Source organism: Pseudoalteromonas sp. AWH4_217 (genome assembly GCF_056161105.1).
The window spans coordinates 241,030-260,362 of record NZ_JBSWYM010000001.1; the positions used below are offsets into that span (position 1 = coordinate 241,030).

Below are 19,333 nucleotides of genomic sequence, written 5' to 3' on the forward strand. Positions count from 1 at the left end.
AGCGCTAGTTTCAATTTGCAGGGGCCGAGCATGAGCCAAACACACAAGCGTATTCTTCTGGGGATCAGCGGCGGAATCGCCGCCTATAAATGTGCCGAACTGGTACGACGGTTAAAAGATCAGGCCTGTGAAGTCAGGGTTGTAATGACGGAGTCAGCCAAACAATTCATTACCCCGCTGACTATGCAGGCCGTATCCGGCGAGCCCGTTGCAGACTCATTGCTCGACCCGGCAGCCGAAGCCGCTATGGGGCATATTGAATTGGCCAAATGGGCGGATCTGGTAATGATTGCCCCGGCCAGCAGCAATATCATCGCCAAGATGGCCAGCGGTATCGCCGATGACCTGCTGACGACCTTGTTACTGGCAACCCCCGCTAAAGTCGCTATTGCACCGGCCATGAATCAGCAAATGTACGCGCACCTTGCCACCCAAAATAACCTCGTCACACTGGCAAGCAGAGGTGTAGCAATATGGGGACCAGGCCAGGGCGAGCAGGCCTGTGGTGATGTTGGAAAAGGCCGTATGCTGGAGCCTAATGAACTCGTGTCACTGGCACTCAAAGCTCTCACCCCCGAAGCGCAGCTGCTGGCTGGTAAAACAGTCACCATCACCGCGGGACCCACACGTGAAGCACTCGATCCGGTGCGCTATATCAGCAACCACAGCTCAGGTAAAATGGGGTATGCGTTGGCCGAAGCGGCACTTGCATTAGGCGCCAAAGTCAACCTTATCTCAGGTCCGGTCTCGCTCACCCCCCCTCAGGGGTGTGACGTCCATTCCGTGAGCAGTGCATTAGATATGCATCAAGCCGCTATGACGCTGGCGCCCGGATCAGATGTGTTTATTGGCTGCGCCGCGGTTGCGGACTATCGTGCCGCCGATATTGCCGAACAAAAAATCAAAAAGCAGGGCGATGAGATGACCCTGACGCTGGTGAAAAATCCCGACATCATTGCCGATGTTGCCGCGCTGACCGCGCAGCGACCCTATACCGTTGGCTTTGCCGCTGAAACTCAGGATGTCGCACAATATGCACAAGGTAAATTGAAAAACAAAGGTTTAGATATGATCTGCGCCAATGATGTGAGCCAGGCAGGGATCGGTTTTAATGCCAATGACAATGCACTTACCCTGTTCTGGGACAAGGAACAACAATCTTTACCGCTGGCAAGCAAGTCAGAGTTAGCGCTTACTGTCGTCAAAGCAATTGCGGGTAAACTTAATTAAGTTCATGTTAAAAGACTGGAAAGAAGCTGAATAAAGCATTAACATGGCCAGATAATTGAGTACAGGGCCCATTGTGCAATCGTTCAGGTGTGCGTAACGACTGCCAGCTCACGGGCCCGCTCCTACTAAAATAACGATAATCATAAAGGAAATCTCATGCCAGCGACTAAACGCAGTAATCGCAAAGAGCAAATACTTCAATCCCTTGCGCAGATGCTTGAAACCAGTCCCGGGCAGCGTATTACCACCGCCAAGCTGGCGACGGAAGTCGGTGTTTCTGAGGCTGCGTTGTATCGTCATTTCCCCAGCAAGGCCCGCATGTTTGAAGGGCTGATCGAATTTATCGAAGATACCTTACTGTCTCGCATTAATTTGATCCTGGAAAATGAGAAAGAAACGCAAAGCCGTGTATACAACATCCTGATGCTGTTACTCACCTTTTCCGAGAAAAACCCGGGGATCACCCGTATTCTTACTGGCGATGCACTGCAGGGTGAACAGGAACGATTACGAGAGCGTGTACAGGGTTTGTTTGAAAAGCTTGAGACGCAGTTCAAGCAAGTACTGCGTGAGCGCAAATTACGCGAAGGCAAAACCTTTGCCAGCGACGAAGCCGCCCTGGCAAACTTTTTTCTGGCCTATGTGGAAGGCAAAATGAACCAGTTTGTTCGCAGTGACTTCAAAGCCAAACCCGCAGCGAACTTTAGCAGTCACTGGCAAGAACTACAGCGTATCTGGTTGCCATAAAGGCGCGCCTGACGTTTTTAACTTGTGGTTTGTATGGCGGGCCTTGTCCGCCTGGCTTTATCCAGTTTTTCCTCACACCCAACGCAGCACTGTTTTGTCTCCCAGATAAAAGTGTTACAAAGTTACAACTCCTATCGAACAAGAATCATATTATGACGTTTGCTAAATCTTTACTCACGGCCGCGCTGTTTTCAGCTTCCGCACTGGCCGCTAAACCCAATCTGGAGTTTAGTGATGTATTTGACTTTAAATATGCACAAGGCAGAGTCTTGTCAGAAGACGGGCGCTTTGTTGCGCTCAGCGCAAAGCCCTACCGCGGTGATAGCACAGGTCAGGTTTATGACCTCAAAACCAACCGACTGATTGCCAGCGTTGAACGTGGTACCAAAGCTCAACTCAATCGCGCCGCTAACTGGGCTGCTTTCACTCAAGTCCCCAGCTTGCTGACGTCAGAGACGTCTGATAAAAAAGCCCGCAAAGAGCTCAAACGTGCGCTGGTACTGGTCAATACCCTCACTGGAGAGCAACGTACCTTTGATGCGGTCAAAGACTATCAGCTGAGCGGCGATGGCCGCTGGCTGGCTTACCGCCAGGATATAAAAGCCGAGCCGTCAGAAAAATCAGAACAAAGCGACGACGCTAAAATCCCTGCCGATAAGAAAGACAAAACCTATCCACTGGTTATTGTGGACTTAAACTCAGATCAGCAGTACCAATTTGAACAGGTTGGTCGTTATGCATTGAGTCCGGCAGAATACGGCGTACTCATGAGCCAACACAATGAAGACGGCGCAGGCAATCAGATACAGTACTTTGACCTTGCTCGCGCTCAGGCCAGTGTGCTGATAGATGAACCGGGTGTGACCCTGTCACATATCGCCTGGCACCCCTACTCGTCACTGGTCGCCTTTACTCAGGGCAATTATGTCAACGACGATACGCGCCGCCGAGCTTACCAGGTTAGATTGTGGGATGCCAAAGTAGACCGCTTTACAGAGGTCGTGCAACCACAAGGCTGGTACAGTGCCAAATCAGCGGCACTAAGCTGGTCGGAACAAGGCGAGCGACTTTACTTTGAAAACCGCCCGCTATTGGCGCCAAAGCCGGTTGAGAAAAAATATCAGGATCAGGCGTCACTGACAGATCTGGATACCATTATGGCGCAGTCAGGTCTTAAGGTCTGGCATAATAATGACGCCCAGATAAAACCCCGGGAGATCAAAACCTGGGAAGAGACAAATCGTGATCGCAATTACCAAGCAGTGTACCACTTGAACAGTCAACGTGTTGCGCAGCTCAGTGATGAAACGGCCCGTGACGTCACACTCAACCGCGAAGCAACTTTCCTGCTTGCCAGTAATGATCAACCCTACCTGGAACAGATCATGTATAAGGGCTTCTATGCGGACTATTATGCTGTTCAGGTTGCCACTGGCGCACGCAGCTTTATTGTGAAAGAAGCCCCCAATCGCCCGACCTTGTCACCCACAGGCAAACACGCCGCTTATTTTATGCATGATCAACTTTGGCTCAAAGACTTGCATGCGCAAAAAGAAACGGCTGTGAGCAAAGCCGTTCGCGATGCCTTGTTTGGAGATGACCGCCATGATTATCCAGAACCTAATCCAGGCTATGGATTTGCCGGCTGGCAACAAGACGGCGGTACACTATATGCCTACAGTAAATTCGATATCTGGGCTTTTGATGCTAAAACAGGTCAGGGCACGCGCCTGACACAGGGCAAGGAACACCAGACACAATACCGGGTTATCAAGCTGGATAAAGACTTTGTCGGCTTTACATCAGATGAGCAGGTGTATCTCTCAGCTCATAATCTGGCAAACAAGCAAACACACATTGCAAAACTCAACCTGGCAACAGGCAAGCTAACCACTCTAACCTCCGGCGAAGCCAAGTACAGCCTAATAGAAAAAGCGAAGCAGGCAGACACGCTGCTGTTTACCAGACAGAGTTATCACGAATTTCCGGATCTGTGGCAAACAGACAGTACCTTTGATAAACGCAACAAAATTACCAACCTGAACCCTCAGCTGAGTACCTTTGCATGGGGACAAAAACCGGAGCTGGTGCAATATCAGGGTTACAATGGTGAACAATTACAGGGAGTGCTGATCAAACCCGCTAACTATCAGCCCGGCCAGAAAGTCCCTGTGGTATTCTATTTTTATCGATACATGAGCCAACGCATGTACGACTTTCCACATATGGTGCTGAACCACAGACCAAATCTGCCGATGTTCACCTCCAATGGTTATGCCATATTCCTGCCTGATATTCGATTTGAAATCGGTTATCCGGGTCGCTCTTCTACGCAAACATTAGTCAATGCTGCACAAAAGCTGATTGACCTGGGTGTGGCTGATCCTGACAAAATTGGTCTGCAGGGACACTCCTGGGCAGGCTATCAAAGTGCCTTTGCCGTCACTCAAACCGATATGTTTAAAGCCGTGGTATCTGGTGCACCGGTTTCAAATATGACCTCAGCTTACAGCGGTATTCGTCTGAAGTCGGGCCTGGCGCGCCAGTTCCAGTATGAAACCGGGCAGAGCCGGATCGGCAAGCCGCTGACCGAAGCGCCTGAGCTATATATAGAGAACTCTCCGGTCTTCTATGCCGATAAGGTCAAAACCCCTATCTTACTGATGTTTGGAGATAAAGATGGCGCTGTACCCTGGCAGGAAGGGATCCAGTATTACCTGGCACTGCGTCGTCACAATAAAGATGCGATCTTCTTGCAGTACGAAGGCGAGCCACATCACCTGAAGCAATTTCCAAATCAGGTCGACTACTCCATCCGCATGAAGGACTACTTTGATCACTATCTGATGGGCAAACCCGCCGCAGACTGGATCAAGTCCGGGATCCCTTATCGCAAAGAGAGCAGCAACTAAAATAAAAAAGCCGCTATTAAGCGGCTTTTTTTTACTCAGTTCACTAGCGTTTGGTGCTACGGCCTGAAGGTTTATTCTTACCGACTCTGGGCTTGGTATTGGCCTGGTTAAACTGGCCAAAGCCACTGTGGCGGGTCAGTGCTTTAGTGCCGGGCTTGCGTCGGGTGTTGCTCTTACCTTCATTGCGTCCTGCTTCAGGTACTAAGCACTGCGGTCCGCGACCGATCAAGTTTGCCTTACCCATTTTTTTCAGCGCCTCGCGGATCATCGGCCAGCCAGCCGGATCATGGTATCGTAAAATCGCCTTATGCAGACGGCGCTGCTTAGCTCCTTTGGGCACAGCCACCACTTCTTTGTTGTTTTTGATATTACGCAACGAGTTCATCTCAGTATGATAAATGGTGGTTGCGTTGGCCATGGGAGACGGATAGAAGTTTTGCACCTGATCGAGTTTAAAGTCATGGGCTTTTAACCACAACGCCATATTCACCATGTCTTCATCCGTCGTGCCCGGATGTGCAGAAATAAAGTAAGGGATCAGGTACTGCTTTTTGCCCGCCTCTTTGGAATACTTTTCGAATAGCTCTTTGAACTTGTCGTAAGTGCCCATGCCCGGCTTCATCATTTTAGACAGTGGCCCCTGCTCAGTATGCTCTGGCGCAATTTTCAGATACCCGCCGACGTGATGGGTGACCAGCTCTTTGACATAGCGCGGATCCTCAATCGCCAGGTCATAGCGTACACCTGAGGCAATCAAGATCTTTTTCACCCCGTCAACATCCCGGGCTTTACGGTACAAGTCTATGGTTGGCGTATGATCTGTGTCCATATGCTTACAAATATCCGGGTATACACACGACAGGCGACGACACGTACTTTCTGCTTTTTTACTCTTACAGCGCAGCTTGTACATGTTGGCCGTTGGCCCTCCCAAATCGGAGATCACCCCAGTAAACCCAGGGACTTTATCGCGGATCTGCTCAATCTCATCAATGATAGACTGCTCAGAGCGACTCTGAATGATGCGCCCTTCGTGCTCTGTGATTGAGCAGAAACTACACCCCCCGAAACAGCCTCGCATGATGTTCACTGATGTTTTTATCATGTCATAGGCTGGGATTTTTTCATCGCCATAACTGGGATGCGGTACACGTTGGTAAGGTAACCCGAATACTTCGTCCATTTCCTCAGTTTCCAGCGGAAAAGCTGGTGGGTTTACCCACACACTGCGATCACCATGGCGCTGAAACAATGCCCGGGCACAACCCGGATTGGTTTCCTGATGCAGGATCCGCGATGCATGGGCGTACAGCGGCTTGTTTACGCTAACCTGCTCATAGGCAGGCAGCTTAACATAGACTTTTTCCCAGGGTTTGAGCCTGGGTGGCTGCACCACAATGGGTTGCGCCTTTGTTTCGGCCTGCTGTTTTTCGGCCTGAACAAACTCCGACTTACTGCAGCCTACATCATCTGCCCCATACGGGTTCGGGATCGGGTCGATTTTACCTATTTTATCGATCGCCGTTGAGTCGCTACCGCGCCATTCTGGCAAAGGTTCCTTACGGATCACAGCAGTCCCGCGCACATCCTGTATGGTGTCGATTGATTCACCGTTTGCGATACGATGTGCAACTTCAACCAACGGGCGTTCAGCATTACCATAAATCAGCAAGTCCGCTTTGGCATCAAAGATAATGCTGCGACGCACTTTTTCCTGCCAGTAATCATAATGGGCAATCCGGCGCAGGCTCGCCTCAATGCCACCAATGACCAAAGGCACATCTTTGTAGGCTTCACGACAACGCTGACTGTAGACCACCACGGCACGATCGGGCCGTTTACCACCTACATTACCAGGGGTATAAGCATCATCATGACGAATACGCTTTTCTGCGGTGTAACGGTTGATCATGGAATCCATGTTACCGGCTGTCACCCCAAAGAACAGATTAGGTTTACCCAGACTCATAAAGGCGTCTTTGCTCGACCAATCCGGCTGAGCAATGATCCCAACCCGAAACCCCTGTGCTTCTAATACTCGCCCGATCACCGCCATACCAAAGCTGGGGTGATCTACATAAGCATCACCCGTGACAATAATGATGTCGCAACTGTCCCAGCCCAGCGCATCCATCTCTGCACGACTGGTGGGTAAAAAGGGGGCGGGACCATAACATTCGGCCCAGTACTTGGGATAAGAAAAAAGCGGGCGCTCTGCCTGTAACGCATTCATGATGACGGCTCAATGCTGAAAAAAGAAGCGGATTATACTGAAAAGCACCACAGCTTCCCAGTACTAGCTTTTCAAATATGCGAGCAAATCATCTTGTGCCATAGGTCTGGCAAAGAAAAATCCTTGCACTTCATCACAGCCTAATGCCCGGAGAATATCAGCCTGTTCCTGTGTTTCCACACCTTCAGCAATGGTTTTCAGGCCAAGGTGACGACCTAACGAAATTACCAACTCAGCAATGGCACCTGAATCTTCCTGGGGGATCCCTTTTACAAAAGCACGGTCAATTTTGAGTCGGGCTAAAGGTAATTTTTGCAAATAGCTCAATGACGAGAACCCTGTACCAAAATCATCTATCGCGACCTCAACACCGAAGGACTTAAGTTCACTCAGTGTATGCACCACCGTGTTGATCTCATCCATCACAACACTCTCTGTTACCTCAAGTTCAATTTTCTCAGGCGGGACATCGTGTTCCATAATGGTTTGTTTAACCTGCTGAGCGTAATTGGCCACTTTAAATTGTGGCACAGAGACATTGACCGCCACACTGATATCATGGCCTAGCGAGCTTAATTGCTTTTGCATACTACATGCCTGCTCCAGCACCCACTGACCAATTTCGACAATCAAGCCCGCATCCTCGGCCAAAGGTACAAACACCCCGGGAGAGATATAGTCACCTTTTCCGGTAGGCCATCTTAGCAAGGCCTCGCATCCTATCACCGTCATAGTTTGCAAACACAATTGCGGCTGGTACCACACCTCAAGCTTTCTTAGCTCAAAGTCTTGTCTTAGCTGGCGAATGAGGCCTAATCGCCAGGCCATTTTTTCTTCCAGATCTGAGCTGTACCAATTGAGTGTTTGCCGTGCTTGTTTGGCCTGGTTCAGAGCAATATAAGCCAGCTTCAGAGTCTCCAGGCCCTGCGGCGAGAAATCACTTTGACAGCACACACCAATGTGGAAATGCATAGTCAGAACATGCTCCCCGACCTGATAAGGCACGGTAAGCGCATCCAGAAACAGGGTTTCGTCGAACCCTTGCTTTGGTAACAACACGCCAAATACATCGGCACCAATGCGTGAGAGTAACTCCCCTTGCGGGCACTCTTGTTCCAACCGTTCCTTTACAGCCAGCAGTAACAAATTACCGACTTCCTGACCCAGCCCGTTGTTGATATCTGAAAACTGAGCGATATCAATCAGCACAAACACCAGCTGATCGTGCTCTGGTTTGTAATATTGCGCGATTTGATCCACAAAGTTTGCGCGGTTCGGTAACCGCGTGAGGGCATCTTTATAAGCAACATCGCGCAGTTCGTTAATCAATTTAATATTGTCCAGACCCACACTGACATTGGTTAAAAAGATTTCCGCAAACTGCATTTGCGCCGCACTCGGCGGCTCAGCCACTTCAAGATAAATGGCTGCACGGCGATTTTTGCCTTGTAACAAGAAAGTAACGTCATGGTCGGTTTGCTGGTGTGCATCCATATCAAAGCAATTTTGCACCTGCATTATCACCCGGCCATTGTCGACTTGTTCCAGGCCCTGGCCGATATGGGTTAGGTAAGTTTGAGTACCCCCAAAGACAATCACTTTGGCGTCCTTTTCAATCGCACCGGCAACCAAGCCATGTGGTTCTGAGCCAAGGATTTTGGCCAGTTGATTCACCACAGATAAGCCAAATGAGGGCATATCTGTGTGACCTAAAATGGCATGAGAGGCTTCCAGAATATTGGTCAGTGCCAGGCTCTGTTGCTCCAATTCACAGATCTGTTGATAAGAACGAATGGCTGTTAACAGGGATGTGACCAGCTTACCGCGTGTCAGCTCGGTTTTCATTTTATAGTCATTGATATCATATTCTCGAATGACTTTTTCTTCCGGTGCATAGCCGGGCTGACCCGTACGCAAAATAATCCGAACCGCATAGTTGCCAAACTCTTCGCGGACTTTTTTAACCACAGACAAACCTGCGTCGTCACTTTCCATGACAACATCAAGTAGTAAGATGCAAATTTCAGGATTGTGCGCTAAGACTTCAAGCGCCTCTTTACCAGAATAAGCATGATGAAACTTAAGTGCACGTCCCCAAAACTCAACGCCGGATAAGGCCAACTTAGTGACGGAATGAATTTCTGGATCGTCATCCACAACCAGTACATCCCAATACGCGCTGACTGTCTCTAGTGAGTCATGCGTTGAGTCTTGATCCGCAAACAAAAACTCTTCTTGTTCTGACGCCATCATCAACCTTATGTTCAACTACTTAGTTTCTGCGCACATGGCACATTTGCCTATGTGTTTTCTTATAAATTATGATAGGTTTTTACTATCAAGATCCATACCCGTTAACACTCAAGTAATATTATAGTCGATGTTCAACTACTTGTGCTCGTTAACTAAATAATATAGCGGCTCAAAGCAAGTTATGACAGCAACTATTTTCCGAGCTTTTCTATTCGGCGTCGTTTTTATATTTGGCCTGGGCGTCCTGACCGCTTTGCTTCCCGCTCACTATCAGGCCCATGCGAAGCAAACAATCGCTGCGCGAGATGTGCAAACCGTGAAGCAGTATTTAAATGTCGAGAATTGGCAAGGATTATTGACGCCACAATCTGACTTACAGCTGTCCTTTCTGACTCAGACTCAGCAGGTAGGTGGCTATGGTGAATTGGTCCACCCTTGGGGGCTGGCCGAAATAACCGTATTAAGCCTGAACGAGCAAAGTGTGACAGCGCAAATCAGATTTGATACCGAACACGTCGCACATATTCAGCTTGCTGTGAGTCAGCAAGAAGAAAGCGTGGTGGTAACACTCAGCGCCAAAGGTGAAAACCATGCGCCTCTGGTCGGGGGTCTGTATGCCCGTTTCGCCGCTTACTATGTTGAGCAGCAGCTAAAAATGATGATGAACCAAATTGTCAGCCAACTAAAATTACACAGACAGGGATAGGTATGACTATTAAAAATGCTCAGGCGCGCTCTAGTTTGGCACTTCTGATAGAAGAAAAGCTCGGCTACGCCATGATCAAACAACCTAAAGCCGCGATCCAATCCGAAGATCGGCGCTTTTCAAGCACTCCTAACCCTAATCAGAATCAATTTATCGTACGCAGTGAACACGGCGTACTAAAACGTGCACTAAAACGAAATCAGTTACAGCGCATTGCTCAGCAGCGCAATATTGAATCCATTATGGGCATGTCGCTAACCCTATGCCCGGATGTTACAAGCCGGGGACGGCCCGATCCTGACTGGCTGGAGCACTTTATTGCGCTCGCCGAAGACATTGCCAACAGCGCAATGCAAAAACTATGGGCAAAAATACTGGTTGGAGAATCAATCTCACCAGGCACCTTTTCAATAAAAAGTTTGCAGACCCTGAAGCAGATGACACAAAAAGAAGCGGATGCACTACAACGCTGTGCCTCACTGTGTGGCTATCTGGAAAAAGAGGACAGTTATCTGATTTTACTTGGCTTTTACAAGAAGCCTTCGCTATTTGATTTACTGAGAAAAGGGGCAAAAGAGTCGTTGAACCTGGCTCAGGCGGGATTAAGTTTTCCGCATATACTGACCCTGATGGATATTAACCTGATTTACCGCCAGGAGATTGAATCAGCAAACCTGCAAAAAGGTCAGTCTATGACTCTGGCATACCAAGGTAAACACCTTACTATCGAGGCCAACAGCAACGATCTGGTACTCAGTTATTACAAGCTGACTCAAACCGGAGATGAACTTAAAAAACTCATCAACACCCCGGTCAACAAAACCTACAGGCAATTGCTTGGTAAAGCACTGGAAGAAGAATTTACTCTGACCTGGGAGTCATGAAAGGTGTAAACGTATCTAAGCACCCAGCGGATGCTTAGATATGCTTCTGTAAAACGCGGTTCTTAGAAATGGATCTGTAAACCAGCGAACGGGCCCGATGCATCCAAATCAGTAGTGATATCGTCGACATCATCCAACTCTACCACCATAGAGCGGTAGCCAGCACGTACCGCAATATCCACTGCCATGTTGTCGATGAATTCCCACGCTACACCGACCTGGAAGTCCTGAATTTTACTGTCATCGATAGCCAGTAAACTACCTTCAGCAAAGACGCTCAAGCCAGTGAGCGGCAGGCCAATTTCCCCTCTCAGATAACCGAGTGGAATAAACCCTGAAAAGTCGACAGTCTCAGTGGTGGTTTCACCATTAGCAAAACCCGTTACGCTGATATCACCGTCAAAGTGCTTAGCATTCAGACCGAAGTCAAAGGACACCAAATCATTATCGAACAATTCGTAGTACAGGATGTAGTCCATATGATTCAGATCGCCTACGGTATTCACTGTACCACCCACGGTAAAGCTCTTGTTACCGAAGTCGAAGGTTTCATTCAGTACCGCTGAACCATCTAGTTTTAGCTCGGTATACTTAAGCTTGACGTTCGGAACCAAAGGCACTGGGTGTTCCAGTGCAGCATAGAAGCTCGAAAAGTTCTTCTTTTCAAAGTCAAATTCTTGCTGGTTACCCGTGTTAGCAAAGCTCCCCTCAGGTTCTGCTCCCCAAGCTTCACCACCTAGGTACAAACCTAACAGAGTGTCTGCTTGTGCTGCAGGTGCGAGGCAGGCCAGAGATAACGCTGCCGCTAAACAGTACTTTTTCATTTATTTATCCTTGCGCTAAAAGTTCACTGAGTTCAATAAGAGCCGCATTGGCTCGAGAAATATAGTTAGCCATCACTAACGAGTGATTGGCCACCAATCCAAAACCACTACCATTTAAAATCATCGGGCTCCACACGGTTTCTTGTGTGGCTTCAAGTTCCCGGATGATCTGTTGGAGGCTCACTTTTGCATTTTTCTTCTCAAGCACATCCGCAAAATCGTATTCAACCGCTCTTAAAAAGTGTAACAAGGCCCACGTCGCCCCGCGGGATTCATAAAAAACGTCGTCAATTTTCCACCATGAGGTTTTGACTTCGTGGTGATTGGCGGCGTAGGTTGCCTGATTAGCGGCGCTGTCACCAGCCAAATCGGTATTCAATCTGTCCTGTCCGACACTCGCACTGAGCCGCTGGCTTAAACTCCCCAAGCGCTTCTCGGCCTCTTTTAACCACCCTCTCAGGTTGTCTGCTCGGGCATAGAATTGACTGCTCTGATCAACCGGGTTAGATATCTGCAACAAGTAATCGTTTAGGTGTGCAATACCTGTGCGATACTCCCCTTCTGCACTTGGCCATAACCAGGCCGTAGAGCTGATATTAAACTGTGGTTGCGCTTTTTTAAGACTAGGGTGCTCCGTAGACTGCGATTGCGAACGACTGAAATCCTTACGCATCGACAAGGCCATATCACGTACCATTTCCAGCGCGCCATATTCCCAGGCAGGCATATTATCCATCATCACACTGGGAGGTAGCACATCATTAGATAAGTAACCACCCGGTTTGTCGAGCAACGTCTGCGACACGGTGATCAATGTATGCGTGGTAACATAACCTGTGACCAGCTGGGTATTTGACTGTTCAGCATGACTTTTCGCATTGCCGACCACATCGAACTGGTCTGGCTCGGCACTCCAATATACCGCCAGGCCGTAGCCCAGCACCAGCACAGTAACCAAAACGATCCAGAATTTAGCCATGTGATTGTGTGTGTTGTGATCCATCAAGACTCCTAGTGATGCTGATGTCCATTGTTCGCGTTATGCATCTGCGTTTTAAGCGAAATCACTTCAATCAAACCATAGACGCGATTTCCATCAGCAAAATATAGTGTAAGTTTACGATTTTCGCCCACTTTTAATGGTTTTGTTGGCTCAAAAGCCATCAGGTGATACCCACCAGGCTTAAACTCAACCTGGCTACCAGGTGCAATCTCCAGTTTATCTATCTGCTGCATGCGCATCATACCGTTGGCATGTACATGTTCGTGGATCTCCACTCTCCCCAGCCCCTCAATCTCGGCTTTCACTAAGGTAATTGCCAGCTCAGTGGTATTAGACAGGGTGAAATATCCCGCGGTCGACTTGGCGGCGGGCAGAAAATCACGAATAGTGGCGTGCGTTAATGTCACAGGAGCCTGCTCAGCGTGAACATGCTGGTGAGACTCGCCATGTGTGTGGCCGGAGTGAGCCTGCGACATCCAAGGTAATGAACACAGCATAAAGAAGGCTAAATTTTTGATCATAAGCGCTTTCCTTGTTGAGTATAGTCTGTTCACTATACCACATTGCCCTTAGTTTACCGCGCTTTCATCACCATTTCTTTACAGCTACTGAGCTGTTTAGCCAGTCGTGCCTGAAATGCAAAACGCCCGGCCAACCAGTTTAACAGAGCACCTGTTTGTCACTCACCAGCCAACCAATGGCTACCAGGAATAACAAAGGAACGGCGATCAGGATCGAATTAAATAACAGTGCCAATACTAGCCCAATGAGCACCACTAATATCACGCCAAGCAATCCTATACTCAGCAACGCCAGCAAAGCGAAAACGGCAATCATAGCCACAAACAGGCTGAGCATTTCGATCCCTACCCAGCTTACATCCGTGACCACGTCAGGAATGCTGAACCAGGCCAGGGGTGAGGACACCCAGGATAAAGCCGATAATACAACCAAACCAACCAGTAAGATAAATGCCGCTTTCATAATGCCTCCTCAGGAACGCTCCGACAGTACGAGCCAGGCAATAAAGTACGCCATCAGCACTAAAACTGGTGCTTTCAATGCCAATAATACGGTGATAAGGCGAACCAGCCAGGTTGGCATATCTAGTCTTTTTGCTAAATTGGTACACACCCCCGCTATTTTTTTACGGGGTTGCTGCGAACGTGTTGTGCTGTAATAAGTGTCATGTTCTGTCATCAGAGTTCTCCTCATTGCTGCTATACTCGGGGCCCATCTGGCACCTGAGTGTGCCAATACCTAAGCTGAGTGTGTTTTTTGTTTCAGTTCGGCCAGCGCCTTATCGACTTGCTCTTCGCGCGCCAATGTCTCCAGCGCCTGCCACTGCGCTTGTTCTTTACTCACTAACTCATAGCTGTCTACCTCAGCTTCAACCCGCTCAACCTTGCGCTCCAGGTGCTCAAAACGTGCCATAGCTTCTTCTACCGACTGCTGACTCGCCACGCTGCGGGCTTTCAGCTGGGTAGTGGCGGTGTGTTCACGGCGCGTCAGCTGGGCTTCTTTATGGCGCAGCTGATTGAGCTTTTCTGTCAGCGTCTGTGCGTCCTGCTCCAGCTTGTTGTAAGCCTGTTGCAGCTGTGCCGCTTCCTCTTCAATCTGTTGCTGTGCTTCCTGACATTTTTGCTTTTCCACCAACGCCGCACGGGCCAGATCTTCGCGGTCCTTTTGTAACGCGTACTCAGCTTGCTGCTGCCATTGCGCCGCTTTTTTGGCCAGCGCCTGTTCCCGGCGGGCCAAGGCTTTTTGCTCACAGATCACCTGAACCACAGTGCTGCGGCATTCGCTGAGCGCCTCCTCCAGCTGAGTCAGTAAGTGACGCTGATCCTTCTTGGGATCATCCGCTTTGTCGAGCAACGCATTGAACTCGGCTTTGATTAAATCTTCAATTCGGTCGATTAAGGCCATGACAGGCTCCTTGATAAGCTAATGTGAGTTAACTTATTCCAAGGTTTGTGCCAAAAACCAATTACAATTTAAATTCAACAACTTAGTATGTTTTAGGAAAAAAGAGAGGAGAGATTTCTGAGGGGTGTTGGTCAAAAAAGCACATAGTTAGCCTTTTTGACCATATTACTATTAGAGTTCTGGCACAAAGGTCAGGGCTTTTTCCATCACACTGATATCGGCGCTCTTACCATGACCATTTTCAGACAAGTGGCGACGGAAGCCTCGCGCACCCGGCTGATTCTGGAAAATGCCCAGCATATGGCGGGCAATGTGCCAGAAGTTCGCCCCTTTAGACATTTCCGACTCAATGTAGTCGTACATGCTACGGACGACCTGATGACGGGTCTGAGTAAACGCGGGCGCGCCATACAGGGCGCTGTCGACTTCAGAGAGCATAAACGGGTTGCTGTAAGCCTCCCGGCCAATCATCACGCCGTCCAGGTGTGCCAGATGATGCTGACATTCCTCAATGGTTTTCACACCGCCATTAATGCTGATGTGCAGATCGGAATAATCCTGCTTCAGCTTGTACACACGAGGGTAATCCAGGGGCGGAATTTCTCGATTTTCCTTCGGACTCAGGCCCTGCAACCAAGCCTTACGGGCGTGAATAATAAAGTCATCACAGCCGGCGGCCTTTGCAGTCTCAATCAGCTGGGTCAGAAATTCATACGAATCCTGCTCATCAATCCCGATACGGGTTTTCACCGTCACCGGAATAGACACTTCGCCTTTCATCGCTGCAACACATTCAGCCACCAGCTCAGGCTCAGCCATCAGACACGCACCAAAACGGCCATTTTGTACCCGATCCGACGGGCAACCCACATTGAGGTTCACTTCGTTATAACCATATTGCTCCGCGCGCTTGGCACATTCAGCCAGCGCTTTAGGGTCGGAGCCACCCAACTGCAACGCCACTGGCATTTCGTGCTCACCAAAGTGCAGGTAATCACCCTTACCAAAGATAATGGCACCCGTGGTGATCATCTCTGTGTAAAGCACCGCGTGTTTGGTCAGCTTACGGTGAAAAGTCCGGCAATGGCGGTCCGTCCAGTCCAGCATTGGAGCGACACTAAATCTGCGGTTAATTGGTTTTTTGCTCATATTATTCTCTAAGCCTTGTGTTTACTGGGTTCAGCTCATGCAACACAAGCAACCTCTCAACTTCAAAATCGTTCGTTAAACCATCATTTTGGGACCCCAAATAGGACCCCTAGCGTTGTCTGGACCCTAAATAGGACCCAGAAAATGACGCTAAGTTACATCATATGACGGAGAAAAAAGTGGCGTATTTTACCATAGAAGTCGTTGAGCCAGCCAATAAGAAAAATAAAGTTAGGTATAGCGCAACATTGCGAGAAAAGACATGCGGCCGCGTTAGCTTTAGCAAACGCAAAACCTTTGACTACAAAGCTGCAGCTACCAAGTGGGCAAAAGAGCTCATTCACTCATTAGAGAACGGCGAGAAACCTACAGAGAGGTAGTGTTCAATTTTCTGTGTCATTTCGATAAGTTAAGATACAAAAAGAGAAATGACCCATGACTACACAAAAATTTGATTTAGATTCTGTATTGAAAGCGCTCCAGGACGGCAAAAACCTCACTGGTAAAGATGGAGCGCTCACCCCGTTGATAAAACAGCTCACTGAAGCCGCAATGAAGGCTGAGTTGGAAAACCACTTAGCTGAAAGCTCCGAGCCCACCCGTAAGAACGGTAAATCCACTAAAACCGTCAAAGGGCCCACTGGTGCATTTGAACTTGAGACACCTCGTGACCGAGCAGGCACCTTCGAGCCGCAGTTGGTGAAAAAGCACCAAACCCATCTGACCGAAGACTTAGAACGTAAGATTCTTGCGCTGTTTGCCTTGGGTAACAGCTACCAGGATATCCGCGCTCACATCGCCGATATGTACGATATATCTATTTCCAACGGTACTATTAATGCCGTAACAGACAAGCTACTGCCTGAGCTCCAGGCTTGGCGTGAACGTGATTTGGAAGCCATATATCCCATTGTTTGGCTTGACGCTATTCACTACAAGATCAAAGAAAACGGACGTTATGTCAGTAAAGCCATCTACACCATTTTGGCTCTCAACATCGAAGGTAAAAAGGAGCTTTTGGGCCTCTATCTCTCAGACCAGGAAGGTGCCCATCACTGGCTAAGCGTGTTGACCGACCTTAATAATCGAGGCGTTAAAGACATCCTGATTGCCTGCGTGGATGGCCTCAAAGGCTTCCCTGAAGCCATTGAAACCATCTATCCGAACACAGAGATCCAACACTGTATCATTCACCAGATCCGTAACTCACTCAAATACGTGGCATCCAAAAACCAGAAGGCTTTCATGGCGGATCTCAAATGCGTTTATAAGGCTGCAACCCTGAATGCTGCTGAAATAGCGCTGGACGAACTGGAAGCCAAGTGGGGTGAAAAATACCCTTTGATCATCAAATCATGGCGCTGTAAATGGCCGACACTCAGCGCTTACTTTAAGTACCCGGATTACGTAAGAACGCCTATCTACACGACAAATGCCGTGGAGGCTGTACATCGCCAGTTCCGAAAACTGACCAAAACTAAGGGCGGTTTTGCCAATGAAAACAGCTTACTAAAGTTACTCTATGCCGGTATACTTAAAGCTCAAGAGCGCTGGACGCATCCTATCCAGAACTGGAATCTCACGCTGTCGCAGATGGCTATCCACTTTCCAGGACGCTTGGATGACTACATCGAGCTTTGAGCTCAGTAGGCTGACACAGAATTATGAACACCCTCTACAGAGAGGGTGTTCATAAACAAGGTAACGATATGTTGTTGCCATTATTAGACAAAGGAAGAGCCCTTGAGCTTATTTTAAAACAGCCGCGTACCAGTAAATTTATCTTTCCTTACAACCCCAAAACAGTTGATACAGGTTTTAGAAGGGTCATTCGTAGTCTTGGTATTGAAGATTTTCAATATCGAGATTTACATCGTGAAGGTTGTAGTTTACTCATCGAAAAAGGGTTTAGTTTACCGCAAGTTGCGGCAGTATCTGGGCATAAAGATCTGAAGATCCTGCACGACATCTACGTCACAGTTTTCCCTGAAACTCTTATTCACTTAGAAATGACTAAAAGCACAAATAACTAAAGTACAAACTGTTTAGATGATAGATTGGTTCACAGAGCCAATCTGCTTCAAGCAACCTGCTTACGAGTTTTCTGAGAACACTTCACCTCAAAATTCACGAATAAGTGAACCCCCAAAGCTTCATGATGTTATAGCAGCGACTAATAACAACACCATGGAGGTTATCTAGCTCATTAAGCTTTGTTCTTGTATGAACAGGCATCATCTCCCCTTCTTAAATACTCACGAAGGGTCAATGTTAGAACTGCGTCTTTAAATGTCAAAAATGCAAATAAGTGCTAGGCGTTTGTACGAATGATAGTTTGATATAAAAGCTAATCACCTTGGATTATATATTCGCCACCTTCCTCCCCTTGTTCATTGCTAAATTCAAGTTGCGCCCAAAATGCCGATTTATCAACAGCATTGATAGCAGAAAATACTTTTCGTTCCCAGAATGCCCACTCCTTCCGCTTTAGTGTATTTGCATTTACTGGCCTTGTTTTACTTTGTACACCAACATCAAGCTCTTGTGCATCTGAAGGGTTAATCTCATCTTGGATAAGATTAACTATCGAAATATACTTACCTTCAACTCTATTGCGGATTTCATATACATCGTCCCATGTGTTCAGTTTATCTAACGTGGCTGCATTACGAGTATTCCACTTTAGTATCGCTTTAGGTTCTGGGTCTAATAAGTTTTCAATTTCAACAGTTAGAAAGTTCTGGGCATCTTCTGTAAATGGATTTAAAGCTAATCGATTCAGGCCATTAGTGCATTTAAAAAGATCTTTAGCCTTCTTAGCATCTTGATTACATGTTCGGCAAAGTGGTACTAAGTTGTCAGGATGGACAGCATAAAGAGGATACTTAGATTTACAAAGTTGATGGTCATAGTCAGCTCTCCATTGCTCTTCATCATCAACATGAGCCCTAAACGGAGCAAGCTTTTCCATACCACAAGCTCGACAGACCTCCCCGTTAATCAATCTAAAATCATTAAAATGATTGCCAATATTTTTATTGTTTGCTGCTGTAATTACGCCTTGTAAATCTTTTGTAGAACAATACAAGTGACTTGCCAGGTTTTTCAACGCCTTAAAGCTTTTATCTGAAAGAAAGCTCAGCAAAGACCGGTTAGGGGCTGAAAAAAACGTATTTAAGTTCTGATTGTTTTGCATTGTAACGAATAACTGGTGTCGTACTGCTTGAGCTTCTTCTTTTAAAGCTAAGAACAGCTTATGAAATTTATCGCGCGTTAAATCTCCTTTTGCTCCAGCATTGTTAGCTTTCGCATTGTCCCAACATGCTTGACCTACAGCATGTCGAGAGAGTAAAGACCGCTTAAACCGACCTCCAGCTACCGAATGTTGTAGAAAGTATAATAACTCCTCGTTTAACTTTTCAAACACCATAAATTTAGGGCTATTAGGGTCTAGAACAAACAACAT

General features: G+C 47.8%; 17 protein-coding genes. 7 read left to right on the forward strand and 10 right to left on the reverse strand.

Annotation, left to right across the window (positions count from 1 at the left end; genetic code table 11):
• Nucleotides 1-30 precede the first annotated feature (30 nt).
• The 3 genes from coaBC to ACXAH1_RS01065 all read left to right on the forward strand — a co-directional run bounded on the left by coaBC (nucleotide 31) and on the right by ACXAH1_RS01065 (nucleotide 4,889).
• Nucleotides 31-1,230 carry a bifunctional phosphopantothenoylcysteine decarboxylase/phosphopantothenate--cysteine ligase CoaBC gene (coaBC, locus tag ACXAH1_RS01055; RefSeq protein WP_475193080.1) on the forward strand — a complete coding sequence of 400 codons (1,200 nt, stop codon included), beginning with the start codon at nucleotides 31-33 and terminating at the stop codon, nucleotides 1,228-1,230.
• A 156-nt stretch (nucleotides 1,231-1,386) separates the two neighbouring features.
• Nucleotides 1,387-1,977 (forward strand): nucleoid occlusion factor SlmA, encoded by a 591-nt coding sequence (gene slmA / locus ACXAH1_RS01060; RefSeq protein ID WP_138545261.1) that lies wholly within the window; start codon nucleotides 1,387-1,389, stop codon nucleotides 1,975-1,977.
• Nucleotides 1,978-2,129: 152 nt separating this feature from the next.
• The gene (locus tag ACXAH1_RS01065; protein WP_475193081.1) at nucleotides 2,130-4,889 is read left to right on the forward strand and encodes an alpha/beta hydrolase family protein; all 2,760 of its coding nucleotides are present in this window, start codon (nucleotides 2,130-2,132) and stop codon (nucleotides 4,887-4,889) included.
• 43 nt (nucleotides 4,890-4,932) lie between these two features.
• Here ACXAH1_RS01065 and ACXAH1_RS01070 read toward each other — a convergent pair whose 3' ends face one another.
• Both ACXAH1_RS01070 and ACXAH1_RS01075 read right to left on the reverse strand, forming a co-directional pair.
• Nucleotides 4,933-7,122, reverse strand: a complete 2,190-nt coding sequence (locus ACXAH1_RS01070; protein WP_475193083.1) for a YgiQ family radical SAM protein — start codon at nucleotides 7,120-7,122, stop codon at nucleotides 4,933-4,935.
• 63 nt (nucleotides 7,123-7,185) lie between these two features.
• Nucleotides 7,186-9,372 (reverse strand): bifunctional diguanylate cyclase/phosphodiesterase, encoded by a 2,187-nt coding sequence (locus tag ACXAH1_RS01075; RefSeq protein WP_475193084.1) that lies wholly within the window; start codon nucleotides 9,370-9,372, stop codon nucleotides 7,186-7,188.
• A 184-nt stretch (nucleotides 9,373-9,556) separates the two neighbouring features.
• Here ACXAH1_RS01075 and ACXAH1_RS01080 point away from each other — a divergent pair, with 184 nt between their 5' ends.
• Complete coding sequence (locus ACXAH1_RS01080; protein WP_475193087.1) at nucleotides 9,557-10,081, forward strand: hypothetical protein; 525 nt, start codon at nucleotides 9,557-9,559, stop codon at nucleotides 10,079-10,081.
• Nucleotides 10,082-10,083: 2 nt separating this feature from the next.
• On the forward strand, nucleotides 10,084-10,965 hold the full coding sequence (locus ACXAH1_RS01085; RefSeq protein WP_253046549.1) for a TIGR03899 family protein: 882 nt from the start codon (nucleotides 10,084-10,086) through the stop codon (nucleotides 10,963-10,965).
• Between the two features lie 62 nt (nucleotides 10,966-11,027).
• On the opposite strand, the gene ACXAH1_RS01090 is transcribed toward ACXAH1_RS01085, so the two are convergent.
• The 7 genes from ACXAH1_RS01090 to dusA form a co-directional block, all read right to left on the reverse strand.
• Complete coding sequence (locus tag ACXAH1_RS01090) at nucleotides 11,028-11,789, reverse strand: TIGR04219 family outer membrane beta-barrel protein (protein WP_475193088.1); 762 nt, start codon at nucleotides 11,787-11,789, stop codon at nucleotides 11,028-11,030.
• Nucleotides 11,790-11,793: 4 nt separating this feature from the next.
• Complete coding sequence (locus ACXAH1_RS01095; RefSeq protein ID WP_253046968.1) at nucleotides 11,794-12,768, reverse strand: DUF2333 family protein; 975 nt, start codon at nucleotides 12,766-12,768, stop codon at nucleotides 11,794-11,796.
• Nucleotides 12,769-12,800: 32 nt separating this feature from the next.
• Nucleotides 12,801-13,313 (reverse strand): copper chaperone PCu(A)C, encoded by a 513-nt coding sequence (locus ACXAH1_RS01100; RefSeq protein WP_475193090.1) that lies wholly within the window; start codon nucleotides 13,311-13,313, stop codon nucleotides 12,801-12,803.
• A gap of 139 nt (nucleotides 13,314-13,452) precedes the next feature.
• The gene (locus ACXAH1_RS01105) at nucleotides 13,453-13,776 is read right to left on the reverse strand and encodes a hypothetical protein (protein ID WP_475193092.1); all 324 of its coding nucleotides are present in this window, start codon (nucleotides 13,774-13,776) and stop codon (nucleotides 13,453-13,455) included.
• Nucleotides 13,777-13,785: 9 nt separating this feature from the next.
• Nucleotides 13,786-13,992, reverse strand: a complete 207-nt coding sequence (locus ACXAH1_RS01110) for a PspC domain-containing protein (RefSeq protein ID WP_475193095.1) — start codon at nucleotides 13,990-13,992, stop codon at nucleotides 13,786-13,788.
• Nucleotides 13,993-14,052: 60 nt separating this feature from the next.
• Nucleotides 14,053-14,718, reverse strand: a complete 666-nt coding sequence (locus ACXAH1_RS01115) for a PspA/IM30 family protein (protein WP_475193096.1) — start codon at nucleotides 14,716-14,718, stop codon at nucleotides 14,053-14,055.
• A 171-nt stretch (nucleotides 14,719-14,889) separates the two neighbouring features.
• Nucleotides 14,890-15,867, reverse strand: a complete 978-nt coding sequence (dusA, locus tag ACXAH1_RS01120; RefSeq protein ID WP_475193098.1) for a tRNA dihydrouridine(20/20a) synthase DusA — start codon at nucleotides 15,865-15,867, stop codon at nucleotides 14,890-14,892.
• A gap of 435 nt (nucleotides 15,868-16,302) precedes the next feature.
• Here dusA and ACXAH1_RS01125 point away from each other — a divergent pair, with 435 nt between their 5' ends.
• Entirely contained in the window at nucleotides 16,303-17,508 is a 1,206-nt protein-coding gene (locus tag ACXAH1_RS01125; RefSeq protein ID WP_475193099.1) for an IS256 family transposase, read from the forward strand.
• A gap of 23 nt (nucleotides 17,509-17,531) precedes the next feature.
• On the forward strand, nucleotides 17,532-17,900 hold the full coding sequence (locus ACXAH1_RS01130; RefSeq protein ID WP_475193101.1) for a site-specific integrase: 369 nt from the start codon (nucleotides 17,532-17,534) through the stop codon (nucleotides 17,898-17,900).
• A gap of 314 nt (nucleotides 17,901-18,214) precedes the next feature.
• On the opposite strand, the gene ACXAH1_RS01135 is transcribed toward ACXAH1_RS01130, so the two are convergent.
• The gene (locus ACXAH1_RS01135; RefSeq protein WP_475193103.1) at nucleotides 18,215-19,333 is read right to left on the reverse strand and encodes a hypothetical protein; all 1,119 of its coding nucleotides are present in this window, start codon (nucleotides 19,331-19,333) and stop codon (nucleotides 18,215-18,217) included.